The organism is Phocaeicola fibrisolvens (genome assembly GCF_025567125.1).
GTDB lineage: Bacteria > Bacteroidota > Bacteroidia > Bacteroidales > Bacteroidaceae > Phocaeicola > Phocaeicola fibrisolvens.
The window spans coordinates 14,968-37,700 of record NZ_JAOQJI010000004.1; the positions used below are offsets into that span (position 1 = coordinate 14,968).

The 22,733-nt window shown below is 43.6% G+C and carries 15 protein-coding genes; all 15 read right to left on the reverse strand.

Annotated features, from left to right (window positions below; translation table 11 throughout):
- Window positions 1-74: 74 nt before the first annotated feature.
- Window positions 75-1,061, reverse strand: a complete 987-nt coding sequence (locus OCV81_RS02530) for a metallophosphoesterase family protein (RefSeq protein WP_148328104.1) — start codon at window positions 1,059-1,061, stop codon at window positions 75-77.
- 99 nt (window positions 1,062-1,160) lie between these two features.
- Window positions 1,161-1,625: a YqaA family protein gene (locus OCV81_RS02535; protein WP_148328106.1), complete on the reverse strand. Its 465-nt coding sequence runs from the start codon at window positions 1,623-1,625 to the stop codon at window positions 1,161-1,163.
- Complete coding sequence (locus OCV81_RS02540; RefSeq protein ID WP_148328108.1) at window positions 1,601-2,107, reverse strand: hypothetical protein; 507 nt, start codon at window positions 2,105-2,107, stop codon at window positions 1,601-1,603. Before OCV81_RS02540 ends, OCV81_RS02535 begins: the two co-directional genes overlap by 25 nt.
- A 431-nt stretch (window positions 2,108-2,538) precedes the next feature.
- Window positions 2,539-3,813, reverse strand: a complete 1,275-nt coding sequence (purD, locus tag OCV81_RS02545; RefSeq protein WP_148328110.1) for a phosphoribosylamine--glycine ligase — start codon at window positions 3,811-3,813, stop codon at window positions 2,539-2,541.
- Window positions 3,814-3,837: 24 nt separating this feature from the next.
- Window positions 3,838-6,084 carry a S9 family peptidase gene (locus OCV81_RS02550; protein WP_262639994.1) on the reverse strand — a complete coding sequence of 749 codons (2,247 nt, stop codon included), beginning with the start codon at window positions 6,082-6,084 and terminating at the stop codon, window positions 3,838-3,840.
- A 13-nt stretch (window positions 6,085-6,097) separates the two neighbouring features.
- Entirely contained in the window at window positions 6,098-7,618 is a 1,521-nt protein-coding gene (locus tag OCV81_RS02555) for a THUMP domain-containing class I SAM-dependent RNA methyltransferase (RefSeq protein ID WP_148328112.1), read from the reverse strand.
- Between the two features lie 102 nt (window positions 7,619-7,720).
- A complete protein-coding gene (locus OCV81_RS02560) occupies window positions 7,721-9,796 on the reverse strand; it encodes a GDSL-type esterase/lipase family protein (protein ID WP_148328114.1) in 2,076 nt (691 codons plus the stop codon).
- A 1-nt stretch (window position 9,797) separates the two neighbouring features.
- Window positions 9,798-10,460 (reverse strand): GDSL-type esterase/lipase family protein, encoded by a 663-nt coding sequence (locus tag OCV81_RS02565; protein ID WP_148328116.1) that lies wholly within the window; start codon window positions 10,458-10,460, stop codon window positions 9,798-9,800.
- 26 nt (window positions 10,461-10,486) lie between these two features.
- Window positions 10,487-12,499 (reverse strand): family 20 glycosylhydrolase, encoded by a 2,013-nt coding sequence (locus OCV81_RS02570; protein ID WP_148328118.1) that lies wholly within the window; start codon window positions 12,497-12,499, stop codon window positions 10,487-10,489.
- 9 nt (window positions 12,500-12,508) lie between these two features.
- Window positions 12,509-13,990 carry an alpha-L-fucosidase gene (locus OCV81_RS02575; RefSeq protein WP_148328120.1) on the reverse strand — a complete coding sequence of 494 codons (1,482 nt, stop codon included), beginning with the start codon at window positions 13,988-13,990 and terminating at the stop codon, window positions 12,509-12,511.
- Between the two features lie 115 nt (window positions 13,991-14,105).
- Entirely contained in the window at window positions 14,106-15,665 is a 1,560-nt protein-coding gene (gene nanU, locus OCV81_RS02580; RefSeq protein WP_148328122.1) for a SusD family outer membrane lipoprotein NanU, read from the reverse strand.
- Window positions 15,666-15,678: 13 nt separating this feature from the next.
- Complete coding sequence (locus OCV81_RS02585; protein WP_148328124.1) at window positions 15,679-19,044, reverse strand: SusC/RagA family TonB-linked outer membrane protein; 3,366 nt, start codon at window positions 19,042-19,044, stop codon at window positions 15,679-15,681.
- 345 nt (window positions 19,045-19,389) lie between these two features.
- Entirely contained in the window at window positions 19,390-21,012 is a 1,623-nt protein-coding gene (locus tag OCV81_RS02590; RefSeq protein ID WP_148328126.1) for a sialidase family protein, read from the reverse strand.
- 15 nt (window positions 21,013-21,027) lie between these two features.
- Window positions 21,028-21,474, reverse strand: a complete 447-nt coding sequence (locus tag OCV81_RS02595) for a YhcH/YjgK/YiaL family protein (protein WP_022352610.1) — start codon at window positions 21,472-21,474, stop codon at window positions 21,028-21,030.
- Between the two features lie 15 nt (window positions 21,475-21,489).
- Window positions 21,490-22,725: an MFS transporter gene (locus tag OCV81_RS02600; protein WP_148328128.1), complete on the reverse strand. Its 1,236-nt coding sequence runs from the start codon at window positions 22,723-22,725 to the stop codon at window positions 21,490-21,492.
- Window positions 22,726-22,733: the final 8 nt, after the last annotated feature.

The window sequence follows — 22,733 nt, forward strand, 5'->3', positions numbered from 1 at the left end:
GGTGCTTGAATCGGTAGTAGGTCATGCAACCGGTGCAAGAGACTTTTTCTGGAACGTAATTCATGTTTCAATAACTATTTGTTGGGTTTCAGAAAACTTTCCGGAAATTTTACATATTGTTCTATCTGATTGTTTGCTGTACGGATCCAAGTGCGAAAACCTTGCACTCCTTCTGTCAGTTCAATGACACGGGCTCCGTTGGGCAGATTGTTGTAAACCGTGTTTCCACCTGTATAACGACCGTATGCCAGCAGCACTCCCTGCCACATGACGGCATAGTCATTGTCGTGATCATGACCTACAAATATGGCTTCTATGTCTCCCATTTCTTTTATGGCTGTAAAAAGGCCGGAGTTTAAGAATGGTGAGCACACTTTTTCTTTGCGGCTGCCGAACAAGGCGGCATTTTCGTCGGTGGCAGCCAGATGATATTCCGGCAATGGAATGTGAAAGAAAGCCAGTGAGGGCAGAGGTATCCCTTTATGATTTTCTGTATATTTTCTACTGTTTTCACGATACCATTGAATCTGGTCAATGTGAATGTAATCGTATCCTTCTATTCCTTTTATTTGAGAATAAGAATGGGAGTCGAAAAAATAGAGAATTTCTGCATCTCTTTTTCCATCGGATGACTTGATGGGGAGAATGAAGTTGGAAACTCCGGAAACGCCTTTAGTGGTATATGTCAGGTTATATGGAATCGTTTGAACAATTTTTAGAAGTTCTTCACGCGACAATCCTTGTTCGTCATCGTGGTTCCCGAAGGTTACAGTGAAAGGAATCTTATGTGTGGAAACTTGTTCTAATACGGTGCGGATACCTTGTTCTGCCGGTGTTCCATAGATGAGGTCTCCAGTAAATACGACCAAGTCCGGCTTCTCCGTATCCAGAACTTCTTGAATACGCTCTAGTGCTATATCCGAGCGAGTATCCTTGAAGATATAATGTATGTCTGTGAATTGTACGATTTTGAACTTTCCATCAGCTTTGAATTTTAAATCTTGTGCAGAAGTAGAAAATACAAGAAATAATAGAAAATGGAAACAGAGAAGTCTTTTCATGTCTTGGCTTATTTTTCGTAGGCGATTTCCGGTAGTTTTCACAAAGATAGTCATATCTTTTGAGTTCGGAAAATTTGTTTAGAAATTCTCTGCCTTTTCTTATTGTATGTAATGGAATACCCCTAGTGCCGTGGCTACAATAATGGCATAGCGCGCCAATTTTCCGATGGTCATTGAAAGAGTGGTAATCCAAATATTCCCTCTCATAAATCCTAAGGCTATCAGCAGAGCATCTCCAATGACGGGTAGAAACGAGAAGAAAGCCATCCATGACCCTCTTCCATGGATAAAACGAATGGCTTTGTCCATTTGCTTTTTGTCTACTTTAAAATATTTTTCAATCCATTCGGTTTTGCCCATTCTTCCTATCCAGTAGCAGGTTACTCCTCCCAAGGCATTTCCGGCAGTAGTGAAAAGAGTAGACCATACAGGATCAAGTCCCAGTCCCACACAAGCCAGTAGTACGACTTCCGAGCTGAAAGGTAGAATTGTACCTGCCAGAAAGGCAGAGAGGAACATTCCCCAGTATCCCCAGTCTATCAGAAATTGAACAAATACATCCATAAATTAAATATGCATACGCAGACCCAAAGTCCAAGTATGCTCCATAAAAAAATACGAGTGAAGCGATTGAATGTTAATGCCAGCAAATGGCCTCCCATGATAGAACCTACAATGAGGGTCATAAGAAAGAATGTGTTGAAGTGAGAGGGCATGAGCAACATGCAGAGCAAGGTGGCATTTCCTGTGATAATCAGAATGCGAAGCATAATACGTGTTTGTACCTTATCCTGGTAGCTGTGCAGGAGACTCTCTACACAACAGATTGCAGCAATTAAAATGGCTGTTATACCGGAAACCAGTTGTGAGAGTGTAAGTACAGAATAATCAATGGGAGGAAATGATCCCAATGCCATAAAAGGTTGCCAGGTCTGTCCCGGTTGTCCGGTGTAAAGATGGTAAGAAAGTACAATCCAGTAAGGTGTCAGTAAACCAATCAGTCCAGCCAGGAAAGTACGAAGCGTAAAAGCTCTTAGTCCAATCATATAGAAATAGAGCAATGGCACAAAATAGAGAACTTGTGGAAGTAAAAAACTGCCTATTCCAAGGAAAAAGAATGAATGGAAAATAGGAGTCGCAGCATAAGGTGACTCATAACTTCGGAATAAGCATGACAGACTGACAATAAACAGCAGGGGAATCCACTGTTCGTGTGAATAAGTATGTAGAAAAGGAAATCCGGCAAAGAAAAGTAAAAATAGAGCTACATGGAGAGTCGTACGGGTTCGGATAAGTGAAAAGGTTGTGTTTAGTTCCAGCAGACAGTAAGCGATCAATCCATTGATAGCCAAAGAAAGCAGGTCGGTTTGTGTCTGGTATGTGATGCCACACATTGCCAGGCAGATAATGACAGCAACAGGAAGGGTCATCCTTCCTGTTGCCAGGTCATATTGAAATTTATTTCGAGCAAACATTCTTATAAATCAAATCCGATGTCAGAACGGAAATATTTCTTTTCGAAGTGGATTCTTCCCGCATTCCGGAAAGACTGTGCCAAGGCTTCTTCCTTGTTGGCTCCATAAGAGCTGACGGCGATGACACGTCCGCCGGAAGTCACTACCTGTCCGTCTTTCAGGGCCGTACCGGCATGGAATACGGTGCTTCCACCTGCTTTGGCTTCCTCAATGCCGCTAATCGGGAATCCTTTTTCGTAGGCTTCCGGATAGCCGCCGGATACCAGCATGACGCAGACAGCCGACCGCGGGTCGATTTCCAGCGTCTTTTCGTTTAGGTTGCCCTGGGCTACTCCCTCGAAGAGGTCTACCAGGTCGCTCTTGATACGCAGCATGACGCTTTCTGTCTCGGGGTCACCCATGCGTACGTTGTATTCGATGACCATCGGTTCACCTTTCACGTTAATCAGTCCGAAGAAGATAAATCCTTTGTAGTCGATACCTTCTTCCGCCAATCCTTCTACCGTAGGACGGATGATGCGGTCTTCCACTTTTTTCATCCAGTCAGCGTCGGCAAACGGAACGGGAGAAACAGAACCCATACCGCCGGTGTTCAGGCCTTTGTCGCCTTCACCGATACGCTTGTAGTCTTTGGCTTCCGGCAGAATCTTGTAACTCTTTCCGTCGGTCAGTACGAATACCGAACATTCAATGCCGCTCAGGAATTCCTCGATTACCACCGTAGCCGAAGCGTTGCCGAACATGCCGCCCAGCATTTCCTTCAGTTCCTTCTTGGCTTCTTCCAAGGTAGGGAGAATCAGCACCCCTTTTCCGGCACAAAGTCCGTCGGCCTTCAGCACGTAAGGAGCTTCCAGTGTTTCCAGGAAAGCCAGTCCCTCTTCCAGATTGGCTGCAGTAATGCTCTTGTATCCGGCTGTCGGGATGTGGTGACGTTGCATGAATCCTTTGGCAAATTCCTTGCTTCCTTCCAGTACGGCTCCTGCTTTCGACGGGCCGATGACCGGAATGTGTTTCAAGGCTTCGTCGTGCTTGAAGAAATCATATACCCCCTTCACCAGCGGGTCTTCCGGACCTACCACTACCATGTCGATACCGTTGTCGATGACAAATTGCTTGATACCTTCAAAGTCGTCGGCCTTGATGGCTACATTTTCGCCCACTTCGCGTGTGCCGGCATTTCCCGGAGCGATGTACAACTTCTCAATTTTCGGGCTTTGTGCGATTTTCCATGCCAGTGCATGTTCGCGTCCTCCTGAACCTAACAGTAAAAGTTTCATATTATGTATCTGTTTTTTAGTCGATTATTTCAAATGGTCTTCAAAATAGCGGGTGATGTGTTCGTGCAAGTGTACACGGTCGCGTCCCATCATGTTGTGTCCGTCTTCCGGATAAATGAAGAGGTCGGGGTGTGTGCCAGCTTCGATACATGCTCTCAGGAACGTGTAAGTGTGCTGGGGTACGCAGGTGGGGTCGGTTCCGCCGATGATGATTTCCAGACGGCCTTTCAGGTTGTCGGCTTTCAGTTTCAGGTCGGAGCCTTTGTAGCCTTCCGGATTCGCCTGTGGCGTATCCATGTAACGTTCGCCGTACATCACTTCATAGAACTTCCAGTCGATGACCGGTCCGCCGGCTACCCCCACTTTGAAAATATCGGGATAAGTCAGCATGAGGTTGGTGGTCATGAAACCGCCGAAGCTCCAGCCATGTACGCCGATGCGTTTACTGTCTACGTACGACAGGGATTTCAGGAATTCCACTCCTTTCACCTGGTCTTTCATCTCTTCTACTCCCAAGTGGCGGAACGTGCAGTTTTCAAACGCCAGTCCCCGGTTGTCACTTCCCCGGCTGTCTACCGTCAGCATGACATATCCTTTCTGTGCCATGTACAGGTCCCATCCTCTGGCATCGTAGAAGCGCGTGTTGTGGATGAGCTGTGCATGCGGTCCGCCATATACATAGATGATGGCCGGATATTTCTTGTTCGGGTCAAAGTCCACCGGTTTGATTAGACGGTAGTACAAGTCGGTTTTTCCGTCGGCAGCCTTGAGGGTACCGATGGTGATTTCCGGCAAGTTGAACTGACTGCGCATCGGGTCGTCCGCCTTCAGCAGGGTGGTTCCCTTCTTGCCGCTGGTAGGCAGCAAGGTGATTTCCCGTCCCACGGTGAAAGAAGAGAAGTTATCTATCAAATACGTACCGCTGGCGGAGAGAGAAGCCCGGTGCATGCCGTCTTTTTCTCCCAGTAGTGCACGTTTCCCAGTTTTCACGTTGAGGCTGAACAGATTGGTCTGCAGCGGAGAGACTTCCGTACTGCCGATAATAATCTCCTTCTTTCCCGCATTGAATCCCAGAATCTCCTGAACCAGCCAGTCACCTTGGGTCAAAGGAGTGACTTTCAGGTGTTCCAGATAGGTGCTGCCTTCCAGTTTGCCATTCTTCCAAACTCCTTCTCCTTTGGTTTTCGTATCCATCAGATACAGGTGGTTGAAACCGTCGCGCTGGCTTTGGTAGATGAATTTGCTTTCATCCCACGGCAGGAATACCAGTGGATGTTGAGGCTCTACGTATTTCGGATGCTTTTCTTCATACAGGATACCTTCCTTTTCACCGGTAGTAGCTTTGTAGCTGACCAGCTGTGCATGGTTCTGGTCGCGGTTCAGCTCGATGACGTAGATATGCTGCTCGTCGGGTGACCAGCTGACATTGGTGAAATAACGGTCGGTAGGGTCGCCTGCCTGCAAGTAAATCACTTTCCCAGTTTTTACATCGTACACTCCCACGGTCACCTTGTGGCTGGTCATGCCCGCCATCGGATATTTGTCCGGTTCCAGGGTAGCGATACGGGTGGAAGTATTTACCTGCGGATAATCGGTCACCATACTCTGGTCCATGCGATAGAAAGCCAGGTAGTTTCCTTTCGGACTCCAGAATGTACCCTTATAGATACCAAACTCGTTGCGGTGTACAGCCTGACCGTAAACCACTCCTTCTTTCGTCTGTGACGGATTGATTTGCCGGCTTTCTTCTCCCTTGTCAGCTACAAACAGGCCGTTGCCGATGGTATAGGCTACTTTGTCATTGGCCTTGCAGAAGTCCAGGTTACCTGCTTTTTCGTTCAGACGGAACAGGTTGGTAATCTTTTTCTGTCCGAAATCATATTCCACCCAGTAGTTGCTCTGCTGGAATACAATCACTTTCCGTTCCGCCCAAGGCAATGAAGCAGCCATCAGACTGCGGAGCGGTTTCAGTTCGTGCGACGGCTGGAAAGGCTTTTCTCCTTTTTCAAGAGCCTGGTTCACTTCTTCCAAGGTTACCAGTACGGTTTCCTTTCCATCTTTCAACTGGATACGGCGGATATTTTCCACGTCCGCGCGTACACATACATCCCCCCACCATTGCAGTCCCGGAATGTTCTTGGGCATCAGGTTGAAATAATTGTTGCCGCCCGGAATGACATCTTCCAGCGTATAGTCGGCTTTCTTTTCCTGGGCAAAAGTGGTGAGGACGGTCATACTACATAAAAAGAAGAATAAAAATATACGTTTCATGTGTGACTTGTCTTTAATCCTGTGAATTTTCTTCTTCCTCGCTGCGGCGCTTGTGCATGTAGCGAGGAGCAGGAGCCGCTTTCGGGCGTCCGTCATCCGTAGAAGGACGCGGATTGCGCGGTTTCGGTTCCTCTTTGTATTTGAATTCCTTGCGGCGTTCGCGGGTAAATTCTTTTCCGTCGCCGGCTTTCCGTCCGCGGAACGTTTCTTTCTGGTCGGAATCCTTGCGGAAACCTTCTTTGCGTTCGCTTCGGAAACCTTCTTTCCGTTCTCCACGAGTGCCCTCTTTGCGTTCCTTACGTACGTATTCCACTTTTTCTCCGTGGTGACGCGGGCGGACCGGTTTCTCTTCGTGCTTCGGCTTGAACTCCTTGTCACTGTTTTCTGAGCGGAATTCCTTGTATTTCCCGTCAAAAATCTGGTATTTGCGGAACTGACACTCCAAGGCACCGTTGAACAAAGGTACTTTCACGGAAGCCTTCAGGCCAATCTGGTCGAAACATTCGTCGCGGTAGCTCAGAATCCAGGCATCGTTTCCGGCGAAAGCATGTTTCAAACGTTCCCCAATCATCTGGTAGAGGCCCAGCAAATCGTCGGAAGAAATACGTTCGCCATACGGCGGGTTGGTGATGATGATGCTTTTCTGTTCCGGCTTTTCAAACTGCTGGAACGGTTGGATTTTCAGGATGACATCCTTGCTGACTCCTGCCGCTTTCACGTTGTGCTGGGCAATCTCGTTGGCTTTCGGATTGTTGTCGTACCCGTAAATCTTATGTGTGAATTCACGTTCCTGTGAATCATCGTTATAAATGGCATCGAAAAGTTCCTGGTCAAAATCTTTCCATTTTTCGAATCCGAACTCTTTGCGGAACACTCCCGGCGCAATGTTACGGGCTATCAGTGCCGCTTCAATAGGGATGGTACCTGAACCGCACATCGGGTCAATCAGGTCGCATTCGCCTCTCCAGCCTGTCATCAGAATCATACCGGCAGCCAACACTTCATTCAGCGGTGCTTCCACTTGTTCCTGACGGTAGCCTCTGCGATGAAGAGATTCGCCGGAACTGTCGAGTGCCAGTGTACATTCTTCTTCCGCAATGTGAATGTGAATGGCCAGGTCCGGATTGCTGATACGTACGGAAGGACGGTTTCCGGTCTTTTCACGGAAATAGTCGACTACTGCATCTTTCACCTTGTAGGCCACAAACTTGGAGTGGCGGAATTCGCTGGAATAAACCACGGCATCCACGGAAAAACTGCTCATGTTGTCGAGGTATTTTTCCCATTCGATGCTTTTTACGGCATCGTATACCTCATCGGCAGTCTTGGCAGTGAAATGTTTGATAGGTTTTAAAATACGGATGGCGGTGCGCAGGCAGAAGTTTGCCTTATACATCATGGCCTTGTCGCCGGTGAAAGAAACCATGCGTCGGCCAATTTCAATGTTGCTGGCTCCCAGCTCTGTGAGTTCTTGTGCCAGAACTTCTTCCAGTCCCTGGAAAGTCTTGGCGATAAGCTCGAATTCTTGATTCATCTTGATAAAATTACGTAATTTCAATTGATAGGGGCAAAATTACGAAATTTCGGTTTGCTAATCAACTGTTTGACATTGTTTTCTAAGGAAACATGAAATCGGTTACCGGATTTTATCGCGGAAAGAAGAGGCTGGAAGCTGGTCTTTATTGACAAGATTGGCGTGGGTAAAAGGTTGCCAGCCATACCGTATATATCGCGGATGTTTGATAGAATCGGAGTAGACTCGGATTTTATCTCCTTCTATGACGGCTTGCGCAGGGAAATAGATTCCTTCATATTCTGCCAGTTCAAAGCCGGTGAGCGGTTTTCTATCCGAAGTGTGTAGGCCTGCTGCATACGCAAATTCTACGATTACTTCATGATTTTTTCTGATGGCTTGTTTGTACAAAGGACCGGATGGAAGTAAAGAATAATGATAAGTTTGATTTAATGCCCATCTGGCTAAACGCTCTCCAATAGGACGTTTGTCTTTAGGATGTACATCCAGTGAATCACCTTTATCGGAGGATACAGCCATGCCCGTATGGGGCAGTTCATTCATAAGGCGTCGTTGGCTGTCACGGAACCAGGGCCATGAGGGACGGTTCAGGCTGGAAAGCTGGACAAAATAGAAAGGCATGTCTGGCTGGTTCCAGTTTTGTCTCCATCCGTTCACCAATAACTTGAATAATTTATAATGTGCTTCCATGTGGTGCGCATTTGACTCTCCTTGGTACCAGATAACTCCTTTGAGGGGATATTGCTGAAGGGGAAGTATACCGGCTTCATATAAATAGCAAGGTTCGTATGGATGACGTTTGAATGAATTTGTGCTTTTCTGGAGGTTGAGCAGAGCTCTTTTTCTGGCCCATTCTTGAATAAAGTCGTTTTGAGTCCAATCTTTCAGAATGGCGGGGAAATGTTTTTCCAATGAGTGGCGGTCGACCCATGATTCTGTAGTAGACCCTCCTACTGCATTACAAATCAGTCCGATGGGGACTTTTAAGCTGTCTTGTAGCATTTTTCCAAAATAGTAAGCTACAGCAGAAAAAGTTGCCGCCGTATTGGGGGTGCATTCAGTCCATACGGTGGGTTGGTAATAGAAAAGATGATTGATGGAATCGATGGCTTGGGCTGGCCATGCCGTGGCATTGGTATCCCATTTCCCTTTCATGTGAAAGAAACGGATGTGGGAATTGTATGCCTGTGATATGTCGATAGCAGCATCTTTGGCTTGTTGCAACATGAACTGCATGTTAGATTGTCCGGAACACAACCATACCTCTCCTGCGGCTACATGGTGAAAGGTGCGCGATTGCTGTGGAGTTTGTATGGAGAGTTCATAGTTGGCTCCTGCTTTTATCGGATCTAATATGACTTCCCATTTACCGTTTTTATCAGTAATCGTTTTTTTCTTTTGGCCGTCAATGCTTACAGTGACAGGAGTTTTCGTATTGGCTGTGCCATGAATGCGCAGTGGAATATTGCGTTGTAATACCATATAATCAGTATAGAGAATAGGCAGTTTAAGTCCTCCATAATCGCCAGTGATAGCTGAGTATGCTGTCTGAGCCAGAAGACGTGCTCCTTCTTCATTCGGATGGATGGCATCGGGCAATAGGATAGGATAAGGGTAGAGTGGGGTATGGAAGTCGATGACTTCGGCCTGACTGACCTGCCCCACCACACTGATGGCCTTCTGGATTTCTTCGTGCCATTGCTGGGTGCCTGAAATAAAACGGGGATGCCGGTCGGCAATAGGTGTCATGTGTGCCACTAAAATGCGACATTGAGGATTCACCTTCTTAAAGGACTTTATCAATTGTACATAATCATGCACGAACTCATCGCGATAGTTGGGCCAATTTCTTGGGTCTGTATCATTAATGCCTAGATGAATAATAACGATATCAGCAGCAAAATGAAGGGCTTTCTGGTATTCCTCTTGCTGGATGTACGGCCGATGTCCGTGTATCAGCAAAGTAGCTCCCGGTTTTCCAAAGTTTCCCACAGTGTATTGTTGTCCTAACAGCGTTTGCAATTGTGCAGGATAGGAGTCTGTATCACGGTTTTTGATACCGGTTCCGTAGGTAATGCTATTACCTACACAGGCTACTTTTATTTTCTTGGCAGCCTGTACGGGTTGTAATAAGCAAATGAATTGACAGAGCAGTAGTATTAAGATTGTTGGTTTCATTTTATTTCTTTAAGTAGGGAGTGATAATTTCTTTCCATAATATGTAACCTTTTCCTAAAAGGTGCAGCCCATCATTGGTATATTCGGGTTTCATTTGTCCATTATCATCTACAAAGTGAGTGAAAAGGTCAATATATTTCACATTTTCTTTTTGGCAAATACTTAAAATAGCTTGATTAATGTTAGGGATTTCCTGCCAATGGGAAGTATGTTCTTGATACAGGTTGTACTTTATAGTGACAGGTAAAACACTTTGTATCAATATTTCTGTATGCGGTGACTCTTTTTTTATTTTTTGTATGATTTGTTGTATATCAGAGGCTATATTCTTAGGGGATTCTCCTTGAGGAACATTATTGATCCCAATCATTAGAAAGATTTGTGCAGGCTTTCCCTTAAGAAGGACAGAGATTCTATCATATACTCCCCAAGTGGTATCTCCGCTGATTCCTCTATTTTTGATATGAGGATTTTGAAATAATTCACTCCATTCTCCTCCATCAGTTATACTATTTCCGATAAAAAGAATGTCATCCGAACTTATAGGGAGTTGTTCAAACAGCGAAGCTCGTTGGTAGTAATAAGTAGAATATTTTCTTTCTGTTTGTCCGAAAGTGAATAGGCTATATATTAAGCCTATAATTAGCAGTAGAATTGTTTTCATGAGTTGTAGATTAATATGTTTTAATTTTATTTTTTATCAGGGGAATACACAATATTTTCTATTTCTTTTTGTCCATCCGGTGTGACAAAAACGGCATTAAACATCCATTTTACTAATCTAACCTCTGGGGTTTTGAATTTTCCAATCGGCAGTTTGAGGAAGAGCTTGTTCCATCCTTTGTGTAATGTAACTTGTATCGGAGGGCGGGAGGTTGCATTTTCATTCGTCAGAGGAATTTCGTTTGACCGGTCTTTATGGCTGTTTTTCCATACTGGTGGGAGTATTTCTTCTTGGTTCAGCCAAGCGCGGCTACCTTTGTAATCCCATGTTCCTTGTTGTGGAGCTAAATCACTTTCGGAACGACTATAGTTCTGGAATTCCAGGAATAACCCGACCTTCTGTTCCTCAGGAGAAAATACCCAGGTAGTGGCATAAGCCGTGTGGTTTTCTTCAGGTGAGGGATAGAATCCGGGAACCAACTCTCCCCATACATGGCGCAAGTAAACTCCTGCTCCGTAGACGATATGGCTTTGGTAGATTTTCCCTTTATATAAGTAGCTTTCTTTCTCTTCTTGTTCTGGAGGAAATGCACGGTCCAGATCTCCTTCATTGGGGAATGCATCTGTAATACGCCATACTACGTTGGTCTGTCTGACGTAGGGAAAAGGTTCTCCTTTAAAGGTGTGTGTCTTATGCCAAAGCATTCTGTCCTCAAAATCGGCAAACTGAGTATAGATTTCTGTATCTTTTTTCCGTAAAAGGTTCGTCTTTTCATCGAAATAGCCATATCCTCCTCCTCGCCAACTTCTTTCGGCAAGTGCCAGCATGTGAGCATACAGATTGTTGTCCGCCACGATTTGTTTCTCGTTTTGGAGGTAACGGTCGTTCCAAATGGCTAAGATGCTTCCTGCAAGGTCTTCGTTTCCCATATCTTGGTTGTAAATTCGGCTGTTGTATAAAGCAATCAGGTCGGCAAAAGTGTCGAAATGATTGATATAGTGATAGCGGCTATCGATGGCTGGAATTCCTGGTTGGGCTTTTCCCCGGAAACTCCATAATTGTGTCATGTCTATTTCGCCTGTCTGGTATTTCCAACCGGGGTTCCATGAAATGACTTTTTTCCCTTTATTACGGATGTAGGCCACCATTTCCGGAACAAATTGTGGGTTGGTAAACAGTACTTCGTCTGTACCTATATGAATAAAGGGTACATCGAATGTTTCGCATACCTCATCCATGAGCCTTTTTAGAATTTCCATGCCTTTTTCGCTTTGCATGTCGGTGTGGAAAGTTCTTACAAAAGCAGCACTGTGGCCAGGCATATCAATCTCTGGAATCAATGTTACATATCGTTGTTTGCAGAACGCTACAAGTTCTTTAGCCTCCTGTAGCGTGTAATATTTGCCTGGCATGCGAGTCATGTTTTCAGGGGCGTTGAGTTTTGGATATATTTTACTTTCTAGACGCCAAGCCTGATTTTCGGTCAGATGCCAGTGGAATACATTGATTTTGAACTTGCTGAGTAGCTCGATTTCTTTTTTCAGTTCGTTTATAGAGATATAGGTACGGCCTACATCCAGCATGAATCCTCTGATGCGGAAAGCAGGCCAGTCTATAATCTCACAGGTAGGAAGGCAATAGCTTCTATTGTTTTTTGCATAGGTCGTTAATTGCTGGATTGTTTGTAATGCTCTGTAGGCTCCTGTGGAAGAAGTGGCAGTGACTTCTATTTGTTTTTCGGTGATACTCAGTTTGTAGCTTTCATCGGAAGGAATAGGAATTTCCGGCAGACTGCCTTTAATTTTAATTTTGATTGTTTTATCAGTTTGTGCGGGAGTGAGAGTTGCATTTATGTTTTGTAGCCACTCTTTCCAGTGTTGGGATATTTCTTCTGTCGTGTCAAGATATAGTTTATCTAATACCAATTGTTTATCTGTATAGGTTATTTTCTGCGGATAAGGCAGAAGTGGGTAGAGGGATTTCCCCCAGTTAGGAATCCAGCAATAGAATAAGGCTATGAGAATGAAAAAAGGTTTCATGATGTAGGTTTATTGAATATGAGTGATTTTTAGAGTCCATGCATAGTTGCATGGCATCTCAGTAAAAGTCAATTGCGGTAAATATACGATTAGATTTTTCCCTTTTTGTTCCCATTTTAGTTCGTTGGAATAGCCAAGTAAGTGAATAGTGGTAAGTGATGTAGACTTGATATCTTGCAATGTAATTTTATCATTCGGGTAGGAAGTTAAGATCGCATATAAATTATTGGCTTTTGATGTGAAGAACGCCTCTTGTACAGCGTATCCAGGATCAGGATTAACAGTCTGTTTCAGGATGGCGTTACCACTAACATAATATTTTTCTTTTGATTTCCAGTCCCGTTTCCCTTCCGACCACTGACAGCTTTTCTTCCAAGGTCTTGTTTTGTATATAGCTTCTCCGTTAATCTTAAGCCATTCTCCTATCTGAAGCAATCGTTCTTGCATGATTGGAGGAATTTTTCCTTCTGCCGTAGGCCCTATGTTCAGTAAAAGATTTCCACCTTGGCTAACGATTTTTGCAAGCGTATGGATTAAGGCTTGTGGGGTAGCGTAATCTTCGATATCTTCAAGTTTGTTGTAGCCAAAAGAAAACCCCATGCCCCTGCATTCTTCCCATGGTTTATCATATTTCTTATTAGAAGAGCTATATTCACTTGTGTAGAAGTCTCCGTGTCTACCGTTTTTGAACTTGGCCCAACGGTCATTGATTACCACGCTGTCTTTTATGTCGGAAGAAGAATATAGCCATGAGAAGAATTCTTTTGTCTTCCAAATGTCCTCATCGTAGCTGTCTGGCCCGTCTGCCCAGATTAGGTCTGGTTTATATTTTGTGATGAGATCCTTTAGTTGTGGATATAGATGTTGTTCAGTATAAATAGGCATGTTTTCGGAAGTGTAGAGAGGATTATTCCATTCTCTTAGAGAAAAGTAGCATCCAACTTTAAGAGACGCTTTTCGCATGGCTTTGACAAATTCACCTACTAAATCTTTGTGAGGACCAATTTCTACACTATTCCATGGGCGTGCGTGATTGTGGGATGCCTCTTTACTGTTCCATAGAGCAAATCCATCGTGATGTTTAGTGGTTAGAACAGCATATTTTGCTCCGGATTTTACAAATAAATCAGCCCATTCTGTGGCATTGTAATCTTGGGCTTTAAACAGTGGTGCAAAATCCATGTAAGTAAAATCTTCTCCATAGGTTAGTCGGTGATAATTATAGATTTCATCTCCTTTAAAGTCGCCATTTCCAAATAATGTTTTATTATCTAACCAGTATTGATACCATTCGGCATAGGTTCCTTTAGGAGACCAGGCTGGTACAGAATAGAGTCCCCAATGGATAAATATGCCAAATTTTGCATCTTGAAACCAGGTTGGGATGGGACGTTTATCTAGAGATTTCCAATCAGGTGTATAAACCTTTTGTGGAAATCCTTCAGTCAGAGCAATAAAGAGCAGACAGATTCCTAAAAATAATGTTTTCATATAATATTGATGTTAAGGGATTCACATGGGAAAGGTGATTTTATACAAAAAGGCCTTAGAGCTTTCTCTTTTCTTTCTGGAGAAAATTCTAAGGCCTTTTTCATCTTATGGGAGATTAGTATCCCGGGGTCTGCTTCAAAGCGCTGTTTTCTCCTAATGTATTTTCATCGAGTGGCCATAACAGACGGCTTTCGTTTGCACTAGAATATTTAGTGGCATATTCATTACCCATCAGGCGAATGTCATACCAGCGTTTTCCTTCGAACAAGAATTCTCTCATCCTTTCTTTCAGTATAGCTTCAATCGGATTTTCATCACTGCCTACAAAGCGATTATTAGAATAGAAGTTGGCATCTTTGTCATTGGGGTATGCTATTTCGTTTCTATGTTCGTTAAAATATTCTGTCCCATAGGCACGTTCACGCACTTCATTGATTTCTGCAGAAATATCTTCTCCTAAGAAGGCTTTGGCAGTTGCTAATGCAAGCAGGCAGTCTGCATATCGGTAGATTGGATAGTCATCTAGCCAGCTTCTAGTTGCGTCACCTTCTAGCAAAACTCCCTGAAATTTATAGGCAATAGGAGCACTAAAAGTGAGTGGTCCGTTATCGCTGTTTTTGCTATAAATACCTTTTATAGAATATGATTTTCTGCTATCTCCCTCCCGGAATAATTGAGTATATAAATCTTGTTCTACTTGATAACGAATCAGTCCGCTCATATCAGCCATTTCGGTCTCATTTAGCAGAATGCCGTTTTCGTCATAATAGGTACCAAAGTTAGCTTGGTTCATGACCATGGTTGAACGATATTGGTCATTCCACATGCTATACTCATTTCTTCCATTGTGTATGGCGAAAATAATTTCGTTATTTTCTTTATTGTCGTATGCAAATACTTTCTGGAAGTTATCCAGCAATCCTACTCCAGCTGCTTTTACTGCTGTCAATGCGTTTTTGGCTGTAGTATAGTCTGCTTCACCACCTCCCATCTGCTTTCCGCTCCATAAGTATACTTCACCTTTTAGCATCATAGTAGCAGCCTTTGACCAATAGCATTTGCCGTATTTGAAAGAATAGTCATCACCAAAGGCATCTTCTGAACTTTGGATATCTTTTTTAATTTGGGTCATTACATCAGCTGCAGATGAAGCGGCTTTGCTAGGATTACCTATATCAATGGAGTTACCATTAGTATAATCTAACTGGAGTACTACATTACCCCATGAACGTAGCAAATGGAAATATACATAAGCTCTTAAACCATAAGCTTCTCCTAGATAATAGTTCTTAGTGCTGGCATCCAGCAAATCGGTAGCTTCTGCATGATTGATCATCAGGTTTAACTGGTTGATTAATACGTAGAAATCACCATAATTACTAATGACAGGGTTTGCAGCATTCAGCGTGTTGTCAATCATTCTCTCCACTCCTTGAGTAGCTTCTCCAGTGAATGGATTGGAATTGTAAATATCAGCGCGAGGTTCTCCCAATTCGAAAATAGTATAAGATCTTTCGCGGAGCAGACCGTGAAGTCCCACATTAAATGCCTCAAATTGAGCCGCATCTTTCCAATAGTTTACATCAGTAATACTACTAACAGGTTCCATGTCCAAGCAACCAGTAAAAGATGTTGCCAGACATCCGGCTATAATATAGTTGAATATTTTTTTCATAATTGTTGTTTTTTCAGAATGTTACAGATAAGCCAAACAATAAGGTTCTAGGAGTTGGATAACGGCCATTATCAATACCTCGTCCGTAAACTGTAGATACGGCTGGTTCAGGCGATACACCGTCATATCCAGTAATATAGAATAGATTTTGTCCTGTTACATATACAGATGCATCTTGCATACCTGCTTTACCAATCCATTTCTTTGGCAAAGAGTAACTGAGGGTAATCTCTCTTAGTGCCAGATAATCTCCTTTTTCATAGAAACGTGAACTATTATTATCGACAGCTGTAGTACCATTGTTAGAACGAGTAATGTTTTTCTTGTTCAACTGGTCAGCATAAGTGAAGACTGGAAGATCCGTATCAGGATTCGTTTCACTCCATGTGTCATGCACTTTATCTATGATATTAAACTGTCCTTGATACTGTCCTAAAGAACGGGCCTTTAAGTCGTTGTAAATAGTGTGTCCTACGGCATAGTCGAAACGTGCGTACAATGACCAGTTCTTGTAAGATAAGGTCGTTGAGAATCCACCTGTTACTTTAGGGAATATATTACCAACTACAGCACGGTCAAGGCTGTTAATCTTTCCATCCTTATTGATGTCTTCCCAGCATACATCTCCTGGTTCTATGGGTTTCCATCCGTTTGATTCAGCATAAGTTACACCTGTCTGTGGGTTTATTTCATTGGCCATACCTGGTCCATACAAGTTGGCAACTTCGTCAATGACCATGTTGGCGTTAGCTTTTACATCATTCCAATCTCTAAAGATATGATTCTGCACATAGCCTACCATGTCACCGAGTTTTCCACCTTCTCTATAGCCGCCAATCCATTTGGTCGGAGTCTTTCCTGTTTCAGGGTTGTAGAGTCCAGCTGCCACTTCATAACCATCAATCTGGTTAAATGGTTTGTCACTTGTAGGTAATTTTAAAACCTTGTTTGACACTGAAGTTAAGTTAGCAGAAACTTCCCAGTTAAAACCTTTAGCATTAGATAGAATATTAGCTCTTACCTCCATTTCAAATCCTGAGTTACGCAATTTTCCCAAGTTGGTTTTCATACTTGAGAAACCAGTATATGCGGGCAGGTTCACATCGGTTAGCAAATCATCTGTTGTTCTGTTGTAATAGTCGAAGATGAAGCTTAACCGGTTGTTGAAGAATCCTAGGTCCAAACCGGCTTCAAATGAACGGCTCTGTTCCCATCTTAATCCTGTATTTATTAAAGAAGAGTTGTAGTATGCAGTTGCACCATCGTAATTACCGGCTCCAATCTGCTTATAAATTCCGTAAATATCAAAGTTCCCGATACCATTTACGTTACCGTTTACTCCATAACTTAAACGTGGTTTGATGTTACTGATTACTTCTGAAATTTTAGATTCTTTCCAAAAATCTTCTTCTGTGACATTCCATCCCACAGAAACTCCAGGGAAGAAACCCCAACGGTTGTCTTTCAATCGAGAAATACCGTCGTAACGAGCTACTAATGAAAGCAGATATTTCATTTGATAGTTATAGTTTACACGACCAAATACGGATGCAATCCGATAACCTGTTTTTTCAGACTTGGTGGATGTACGTGATGCTCCTGCATTTAGAGTCGGAATATCATCTGTTGGAGAGTTCTGAGTTTTGGCCTCCATCATAAATTCATTATAACCGAAATATTCACTTCCTACCATTACATCCAAGTTGTGCTTGTCTTTGAATGTATCCTTATAATTCAATGTTCCATTGACCTGAATCTGAGTATAGCGTTCTATCTTTGCACTAGCATCACGTGTGTTAGTTGGTGTAGATGAGGTTTGAAGCTGGTATGATTTATTGAATGTTTCATATTGATAATCATAATGGTAAAGCGATGAGTTTCCGCTGAATGTCAGTTTTTTAGGAATAATATCCAGATTGAAACCAAAGTTATATGTCGCTTTACGTGTACCATCTTCACTAGTCAGTTTGTCTCGATAATATTCAGGATTACCATCACCTGTTCCCCAACCTGATGCAGGCGAACCATCTTCGTTGTATGGATTCCATGTCGGACGTTGTGAGCGTGTACGATAGAATAATTCATAAGAACCAATCCATAACGATGGTTGCTGTGACCATGTATAGGTAGCACCGGCTTTCACATTTAAGAATGGGAAAATTTTGTAGGTACCGCTTACAGAGCCGTTGAAACGTTTGTACCCAGTTCCCTTAATCTGACCATCTTCATTGTAATATCCCATGCTGGCCATGTAAGTACCCTTATCATTTCCTCCGGTAATATTTACATAATGATCTTGTGTCAAAGCTGTATTTGCAAAAACTGCATCATCCAATTGACCACTATAATCCTTATAAAGAAGCTGTTTACCTTCATAGTATGGATCATCCATAACTAACCAACCTTCATTTCTTAGATGAGAATTTTCATCAGTTAGATATTTTACGTCGATAAGGTCATTTTGTGTACCATATCCAGTTTGAGTATCTACGCTTGCTGCTCCCGATACGTTGTTTGTATAACGTTTATAACCCAAACGGTTATAGTAAAGATAATCGTGGGCATTACAGAAATCATATCCGTAACGTGCAAAGTTTACACCTAGTTTAAATTTATAGTTTACTGAAGCTTTACCTGCTTTTCCGCTTTTTGTTTCTACAAGGATAACACCTCCGTTGGCACGTGCACCATAGATAGCAGTAGAAGCGGCATCTTTCAATACTTGTATAGATTCAATATCTGAAGGGTTGATGTCACTCATGCTTTCGCGAATAATACCATCCACAACAATCAAAGCTTTACTGTTACTTCCTGTAATGGTAGCTCCACCACGCAGTGTGATGTCGGGTTCCGCACCCGGTTGTCCGGTAGTATTGATTACACGCAAACCGGTTACTGAACCTTGCAGGGCTTGTCCAGCATTACTCATGGCTGCGTTTTTCAACACCTGGTCATCCATTTTAGAGATAGCTGTAGTCAGTGCAGCTCGTTTCTGGGAACCTCCATATCCTGTTACCACTACTTCTTCCAAAGTTTGAGTGTCTTCTTTCAAGATTATGTTGATTGGGGTTCCATCCCATTTTATAGTTTGTGTGATATATCCTACGAAAGAAATTTCAATAATCTCTCCTTTCTTTACGTTCGATAACGAGAAGTTTCCGTCGATGTCTGTAATGGTTCCGTTAGTGGTCCCCTTTACGATTACGGAAGCACCGATGACAGACTCGCCTGTAGCGTCTTTCACAATACCTTGACATATACCCGATTGTTGTACAATGTCAATATCAGATTTGTTGGTGGATAAGTCTGCATACGTCATACCTGTGGATAAACTGCCTAGTAGCAGACACATGCCGACTGATTTCATTTTTTTATTCATAACTCCTGTATATATAAGGTTAAAGTTTGCGTTTGAAGGATTTTAGGTTAACTTTAAGTTTTTCTAGTCGATTTTGTTAATGTTTCTATTCGTATGCGACAAATATATAAATAAAAAAATTGATATCACAATTATTTGATAAAATATTTTATAAAATATCACTTTTTGTCGGCTTTGTATTTTGTTTGTCAAATCTATTTACGAACGTTCGTTTATTTTCTAATCATTTCTAAGCTTTGTATATGGATGGGAAGTAATCATGATATCCTCTGATTATCAACAAATAAAAGGGGAATATTATAATAATAAATATTCCCTTTTTAGTCAATTTGATTATATAATAAATTATTTTATAATGTCTCGGAGATTAATACTTTGGAACGTCATGTGAGCTACACTGCTTTCGTACAAGATGCCGATGGTCTCTTTGTCAATCATGGTCAGGCAGGAATATCCCCAGTTGTATCCCTCATCCAATAGTAACTGATGTTCCGGGCTCCAGGTATTTCCTCCGTCCAGACTGATTTTGATGGTCATGTCCTTGCGGGCATTGGTTGAGTTAGGGTTGGAGAAAATCAGCAGGTCTTTTCCCAGCACGTTGTCCTTGGCTTTCACGCTGATCAGGCTGGCCATACATACAGGCTCTATCAGGGCCGTACGGGAAGATTCATGTTCTTTCCACGTCTTGCCTAAATCCTGTGTGGTGTATACCGCCCGGCTTCCTCCCCGGTTGTCACGCATGTTCAGCATGAGGGTGCCAGGTTCAAGTTCAGCCACCTGCGCTTCTGTGGTATTGGTACGTGCATGGTGGTGGATGGTCCAAGTCTTTCCATGGTCTTTGCTATACATGATGCCTGCATTCGGAATACGGGTCTTGTCGATGAACTGGATAGGGAACACTAAGGTACCGTCTTCCATAGTGATGCCTCGTCCCGGTCCCTGAAGCAGGAAGTACCATTCCGGAAGCTTCACCTGTTCGGTGATGTTGATAGGCTCGGACCAGGTCTTCCCATCGTCTGTACTTTTGGCCAGTACCAGCTGGGCCGTGTGGTTCAGGTCCATGCCCGGGTGAGAACTCCACCAAGCTCGTTGGTTGCCCATTCCATGTGTCCAGGCTGCTACAATCCATACTGTATTCGTTTGGGTGTCTACCAGAATGGAAGGGTCACCTACGCCGTTCTGAGCCGATGGAAGTCCTCCATATTCTTTAAAGGCCAGTGGCAGACGCATTTTCTCCCAAGTCTTTCCACCGTCTGTACTACGGCTGAGGCCGATATCGATGTGTTCCTGCAGGTCCACACTGCTGTTGTAGCGTACGTCATATACGCCCAAAAGAGTTCCTTTGTTGGTCGTAACCAGACCGGGGATACGGAAAGCGGCAGAACCATCGTCACCAGCATGACGTACGCCGACTGCCATCCTCTGTACCACCTTTTGTTCCTCTGCATTTTTGGTTGGGAGAACTTTCCCGTCTGCTTTCACTTGCGTGATTTCGGCACTGATTTTGGTTTGCAGTGAAGCCGTGGGTTGCATCTCTATGCTGACCCAGAAGAAATTGTATCCGGGAAACAGGTTCTGCTTGCCTTCCAGTGTAAGGGTATGGTTCTTGGGGGTTACTTCCGATTTCTTGATAGAATAGGAAGGGTTTGCCGATAACGTCTGGCCGGGAGTCTGGCTGGAAATATATTCTACCGGAGCAAACCGTTTTTTCCCTCTGTCTTGGGAAGCGTCCGTACCACTATAATAGAGTTTGACTGCTTTTATCTGTGAAAGCGGCACCTCCTTGTCAAAAGTGAGGGTAATATTTTCCAGTGTCTGGGTCTCTTTTGCGTCAAGACGCATATAGGCCAGCACGTTGTCTTGTCGTTCTATCAGAATGGGCACTTGTGGGGTTTTCACAAATACCGTGTCTGCAGCCTGCAGGCCGATAGAAATCATTCCGATGCATAGGGAAAGTAATTTTCTCATAATTAAGGATTTGGGTTAGATTTTTACTTTAGCTATCAGTTTTCTGATTTTTCCTTCTCCGATGACTGGAGCATGAGGGTCTTCCGGATAGACAATCAGGAATTGTCCCGGAAGCAGGTCCACGAAACAGGTGGGAGTGTCCGTATAGAGGGCGCAATCTCCTTCTTCCTGGTAAGCTTGTTTCAGTTGGCTGACCTCTTCCATCGCTTTCCAGCCAATACGTTCCTTTCCTTCCAGCAGGATGTGTATATCGATGTAGTCGCGATGTACTTCAAGTACCTGTTCAGAAGCCTTGACACATGTAGGATTCACATTGTTGATGAACAGGTTGTTCCCGTCCAGTTCGATTCTTCCACATGGAGTATGCAGAAGGTCATGACTTTTTACATAATCAAACAACTGTTTGAACAGAGGGTGGAGTGCTTCAATCCGGGCACTGTGTTGTAAATTGGAAACAATCATATTTTCAAAGTTTTATTATTCCATATTGTCTGTCTTGGGGCGCAAGAAGTATAACTGCACGAAGAGTGCAACGGCCACTACGATGGCGAGCATGGCGAAACCAATTCCTAGATTGCCGTTGTCGCCCCATCGGCCTAACAGATGCGTAATAAAGGCGCCGGCAGCAACTCCTATCATGTTCATCACCCCGTAGGCAGTAGCTCTTTGTTTGCGTGACACAAACTGGCAGAGAATAGGCATGTTGTTGGTGTCGAAGATGCCATAGCCGATACCAAACAATAATCCGGCTGCTACTACGGCGATTAAGTTATGTCCGAATCCCAATAAAAGCAAGGAAGGGATAGTCAGTCCCAGACCGATTGCTCCGGTATATACACGCCCGCGCAGGTTTTTCTGAACCCATCTGTCGGATAACGGTCCCCCGATAATGACACCGATAAAGGAAGAGACCGCAATCGTAATGGTAGAGAGGGGACCTGCCTGTGACATTGGTAAATTAAGGTTTTCGGCAAATAAGGTTGGGAGCCAGTTTTTGGTGGCCCATCCGGGAAGGCTGGGAGCAGCAAAATAAAGCAGGATTACCCAGAAGGCTACGTTGGTCAGCAAGGATTTCAGACTGATGAATACGCTTTCTTTCTCATGTGGCTTGGCTTGGAGTTTTTCTGTCGGAATTGTTTCTATCTTCTTGTCATGTAGGAATAACATCAAAATCACGGCATATGCTATTCCGATGATTCCGAACCAATGGAAAGTGGTGTGCCAAGAGAAAGCGGCAGCCACAGTGGCTCCAAATCCACCGATGGCTTGTCCCATATAAAGTCCTGTCATGTGGATACCCACAGCCAGAGAACGAGATTTTCCCGTGTGGTAGTCTGCAATTAAGGAAAGTCCGGCGGGGATGTAGAGTGCTTCACTCACTCCCATTAAGGCGCGCAGCCAAACAATCTGGTCGAAGGTGTTGGCAATTCCCATCAGGTAGGTGACGGAAGACCATACGAACAGACTTCCAACAATCAGCCATTTACGGCTCAAACGATCGGCGATGATACCTGAAACCGGACTCATGAGGGCATAAATCCAGAGAAAGATTGCCATCAGATATCCAAAATTAGTGGCTGATTGTAGTTCCGTGATATCCACTTGCATGGCTTCCTTCATGGTGCTGAGCATTTGCCGGTCCATATAGTTGAGTAATGCCACGCCCCACAGCAGTCCTACTACAATCCAAGGATAAATCTTAGAGTTTTTCATATATTATG